Origin of the sequence: Halogeometricum sp. CBA1124 (assembly GCF_009741955.1) — an archaeon.
Lineage (GTDB): Archaea > Halobacteriota > Halobacteria > Halobacteriales > Haloferacaceae > Halogeometricum > Halogeometricum rufum.
Map to the genome: position 1 here is coordinate 1 of NZ_WPCD01000269.1, position 4,139 is coordinate 4,139.

The following is a 4,139-nucleotide window of genomic DNA, read 5'->3' on the forward strand; positions in this document are numbered from 1 at the left end:
CGTCCCGTCGGTACGTCGCCCATCGTGTTCAAGAAGTTCTGTGATGGAGATGCGTCAGTCCGGTCCCGATTGTTCAAAGAAGTTCTGTGATGGAGATGCGTCAGTGTCCCCGGACGAAGATGAGAGTGGCGTATGGCGGGGTCGGCGAGGTCGCGGCGTTCGAGGAGACCGTACACCGTTCAGGTGGCCGTTGTTGAACACCTCCAACTCGGGCTCGATTCTCCGTTCCCGCATCTCGTCGGACGGGTCGTCGCCGAGAGCGCGCGTGTTCTCGCTGGTCAGGCGGTCGTAGCGGTTCAGCGGTCCCGTGTCGAGGGAGGCCACCTCGGGGTGGGTCGAACGGAAACGGGTCAGAAGTCGCCGGTCACGATGTCGCTGACTCGCCCGCGGTCGAACAGTTCCTCGCCGCCGAAGACGTCCGGGTAGAGCCCTTGCGCCGCCCGTTCGAGTTGGAACAGGTGGATGATGGGTCCCTGGTACGTCAGGCCGCCGTAGACGACCCGGTCGTTCTGGACCGCGGTGAGTTGGCTGGCGACGTCGTGACTCTCCAGGTGCGAGCGTATCTTCTCGTCGAAGTACGTCGGGGTGATTTCGCCCTGTAACCGGATAGCCAGCGCGTCGGGGTCGATTTCGAGGAGCGTCTCGTAGTCGATGGTGCCGCCGCCCGCCTGCGCGTCCGTGACGTCGTGCTTCGCCAGTGCGTCGCCGACGTTCAGGTCCCGCCAGTGCTTCGACTGCGTCCCGTCGCCGACGAGGTACGGGTAGAACGACTCGGGCGGGACGCCCGCCGGATAGAGGACGGCGACGTCCGGCGTCTCGGCGGGGAGGCGAGACTGCACGTCCGCGAGGACGTCGTCGTGGTACGCGCGGAACGCCTCGTAGCGCTCCCGTTGCTGGAACACCTGCGCGACCTTCTCGAACGCCTCGTACAGCGAGTAGTACGAGTAGTCGTGCCAGTCGTACACCCGCGTGAACACCGTGTTGCCGACGAACGGTGCGACGTTCGACGTTATCTCTTCCACGTCGGCCCGACTCCACTGGAGTCGGTTGACCATGAAGTTGGGGTCGACGAGGTGGACGTCCGCGTCGAGTTCGTAGAACACCTCCTTGCCCGTGCCGTCCTGCCACAGTTGCGTGAGTTCGTCTTTGGCGACGGAGACGCCGTCGAGTTCGTCGTACAGGTGCGCGGCGAACCGGGCGCGGACGCCGATCGCCGACAGACCCTCCGCCTGTCCGAGTGCGACGCCCATGTCGGCGTAGTCGCCCATGTACGGGACCCACGTCTCCGGCACCTCGTCGAACGTCACCGTCCCCACCGGTTCCATCGACACCTCGTACGGTTCGGCGGATGCCGTCGCCGTCTCCGACTCCGACTCGGTATCCGCCGAGTCCGCCGTCGCCGTCTCCGACGCCGTCGCCGACCGGTCGCCGGACTCTGTCTCGGTCGATGCGCCGTCGCTCTGGCCCGTACAACCGGCGAGCGCACCGACGCCGACGATGCCCGCGCCGGCCCGGAGGAACCGCCGCCGCGACTGTCCGAACTTCGAGTCTCGTGTCATGCTTTTCGGCTCGCCTAAAGCGATAAAGCGGTTTCGATTTTTAGGTAGACCTAATCAGTCGGAATACCGGGAGCGAGGACGCGACAGACAGGTTGAAACGTCGGCGTACCGACCGGTCGCTATGGCCCTCCACCGCCGCCGCGTCCTCCGTGCCGCCGCCGCGACGACGCTCGCATCGGTCGCCGGATGTACGTCCGCCGTCTTCGGGGACGGCGACGACGAGTCTCGGACGTACGGTCTCGACGTCGAGCGAATCTCGGCGTCGCCCGTCGAACACGCGCTGTACGAACCGAGCGACGACGAACTGTTCGGGGACCCGGCCCGCACCGCACTCGACGCCGTCCTGCCGGAGGGTCGACACACCACGCACGGCTATCGACCTGTCTCCGCGGACCTGTACGTCGAACACGGGGGAACGTACTACCAGACGGAGTCCGTCGTCACCGGCCGGGAACGGATGGAACGGACGCTCGTGCGAGCAGAGCCAATCGACAGGGAGGCGGCGTCCGACGACGCGATTCCCGTCGACTCGCTCGAACGGCCGGCGGCACGCGTGGTGAAGATACTCCACAGCAACGCGCAGACGGGAGGCGAGGGCGGGAGCGCCGAACTCCTGCGCGGCGACGCGTACGTCCTCCGCCGCCCCGCCGAACGCGAGAGCGCTCTCGCCGCGGGCGAGTTCGACGGGCGGGTCGTCACGATGAAAGCGGGCGGGCCGTGGCTGTACCGGATTCGGACGACCCGAACCGAGATAGTCGAGACGGCGTACACTCTCGTGGCCGTCGCCGTCGCCGACTCGCGCGCGGCGTTCCGCGAGGTGGTGTTCGGGTCGCGAATCGACGCCGAACTCGACCCGGCCGACCTCTCGTCCGAGGTCCGGGAGACGCTCGAAACGGCCGTCGGACGGGGTGGCTACGAGGAGACGACGCCGCTCTCGAAGTCGTACGACGCGCTCCTCGACAGACTCGGTCTGGGCGGGGTCGACGAGTTCGCGAACGGGCGATTGCTCTGGTACGACGGCGAACTGTACCGGTACGCGCTGTACGTGGACGACGCCGAGTCCTAGCCCAAAGAGACAGGCCGTCGCCGCACGAACAGTCGCCCATGAGCGACGACGACTCCGAGTCGCGGCTGACCGTCGTCTGTCGGGACGGCACGACCATCGGCTGTACGAACTTCAAAGCGATAGAGAGCGGCGTCCTCCTGACCGAGGACCTGAAGAAGAACCGGGTGTTCGGGTTCGTCTCCGCGGACGAGGTGCGGTTCGTCCTCCCGACCGAACGGGCGCGCGACCTCACGGAGGGAGAGCAGACGGCCGACGCCGACGGGTTCGACGACCCACTGATGCAACTACCCGGATTGGGTTCGACGTACGCGAAACGGCTCCGGAGCGCGGGCTACGCGTCGGTCGAGGACCTCGCTGGCGCGGACCCCGAGACGCTCGTCGAGGAGACGGGCGCGAACGACGAACAGGCGGCCGAGTGGGTCGAACAGGCGCGACTGAAGTCGGACGACACGGCGAGCGAGGAGGCCGACGAGGACGTGGACGAAGAGGTCGAAACCGAGGAAGCTGACGACGAAGACGACGAAGACGAAGACGAAGAATAACCGAGCGGACAACCGACCGCTCGGACTCGCTGTCGGCCGTCAGCGGGACGCGCTCACTGCCCGCCGGACCTGACCGTCAGCGCGGCCGTCTCGCCCTCGCAGGAGAAGACGAACTCGCCCGGTTCGACGCGTTCGTAGTCGCGGCCGTGGACGGCGAGTCGTTCGACCGGTACCGTCATCGACAGCGTCGCCGACTCGCCGGCCTCGATGGCCGTCTTCGCGAAGCCGACGTGTTCGCGCGCGGGTGTGACCCGCGAACTCACCACGTCCTCGACGAACAGGTCGACGGACTTCGCGCCGTCCCGGTCGCCGACGTTCTCGGCGGTCACGTCCACCTCGACAGTTCCTGCCGGACCCACGCTCTCGGCGGACAGCGAGAGGTCCGTCACCTCGAACTCGGTGTAGCTCAGGCCGTGGCCGAACGCGTACAGGGGGTCGTACGAGTCCGGGTGTTCGTCCGCGCCGATGGGCGTCGGGTGGCGGAGGTAGTTGAACCGCGTCGGGAGGTGCCCCGTCGAACGCGGGACGGAGACGGGGAGTCGCCCGCTGGGGTTGTGCCGGCCGAACAGGGTGTCGGCGACGGCCGTCCCGCCGTCCATGCCGGGGTAGTAGGCCATGAGGATGCCCGGGACGTGCTCGTCGGCCCACGGAATCGACAGCGGGCGGCCCGAAATCAGAACGAGGACCGTCGGCGTCCCCGTCGCCCGGACCGCTTCGAGGAGGTCCCGTTGCGCGTCGGGCAGGCCAAGTCGGGTTCGCGTGGGGAACTCGCCGGTGGGGCGGTTCATCCCCTGCGGGCCGAACTCGTGGATGTACCAGTCCTCGCCGAGGACGACGACGGCGGCGTCGGCGTCTTCGGCGGCCGACGCCGCGGCGTCGACGTCCACCGTCTCGGTGACGTCCGCGCCCGGTTCGTACGTCACCGACTCCTCGCCGACGACGCCGGCGATGCCCTCGCGGACGGTGACGCCG

The 4,139-nt window shown here is 67.8% G+C and carries 5 protein-coding genes; 2 read left to right on the top strand and 3 right to left on the bottom strand.

Going from position 1 to position 4,139, the window contains the following annotated elements; genetic code table 11:
* Nucleotides 1-54: 54 nt before the first annotated feature.
* Nucleotides 55-324, bottom strand: coding sequence for a hypothetical protein (locus GJ632_RS20035; RefSeq protein ID WP_343161285.1), 270 nt, complete (start codon nt 322-324; stop codon nt 55-57).
* Between the two features lie 26 nt (nt 325-350).
* Nucleotides 351-1,559 carry an ABC transporter substrate-binding protein gene (locus tag GJ632_RS20040; protein WP_191453856.1) on the bottom strand — a complete coding sequence of 403 codons (1,209 nt, stop codon included), beginning with the start codon at nt 1,557-1,559 and terminating at the stop codon, nt 351-353.
* Between the two features lie 121 nt (nt 1,560-1,680).
* Between GJ632_RS20040 and GJ632_RS20045 the strand changes: the two genes are divergently transcribed.
* Together GJ632_RS20045 and GJ632_RS20050 are read left to right on the top strand one after the other, a co-directional pair.
* Nucleotides 1,681-2,625, top strand: a complete 945-nt coding sequence (locus GJ632_RS20045) for a hypothetical protein (RefSeq protein ID WP_191453857.1) — start codon at nt 1,681-1,683, stop codon at nt 2,623-2,625.
* 38 nt (nt 2,626-2,663) lie between these two features.
* Entirely contained in the window at nt 2,664-3,167 is a 504-nt protein-coding gene (locus tag GJ632_RS20050; protein WP_191453858.1) for a helix-hairpin-helix domain-containing protein, read from the top strand.
* Nucleotides 3,168-3,220: 53 nt separating this feature from the next.
* On the opposite strand, the gene GJ632_RS20055 is transcribed toward GJ632_RS20050, so the two are convergent.
* Nucleotides 3,221-4,139, bottom strand: a 919-nt coding sequence (locus tag GJ632_RS20055) for a glycoside hydrolase family 3 C-terminal domain-containing protein (protein ID WP_197428115.1), incomplete at its 5' end; no start/stop codon positions are given.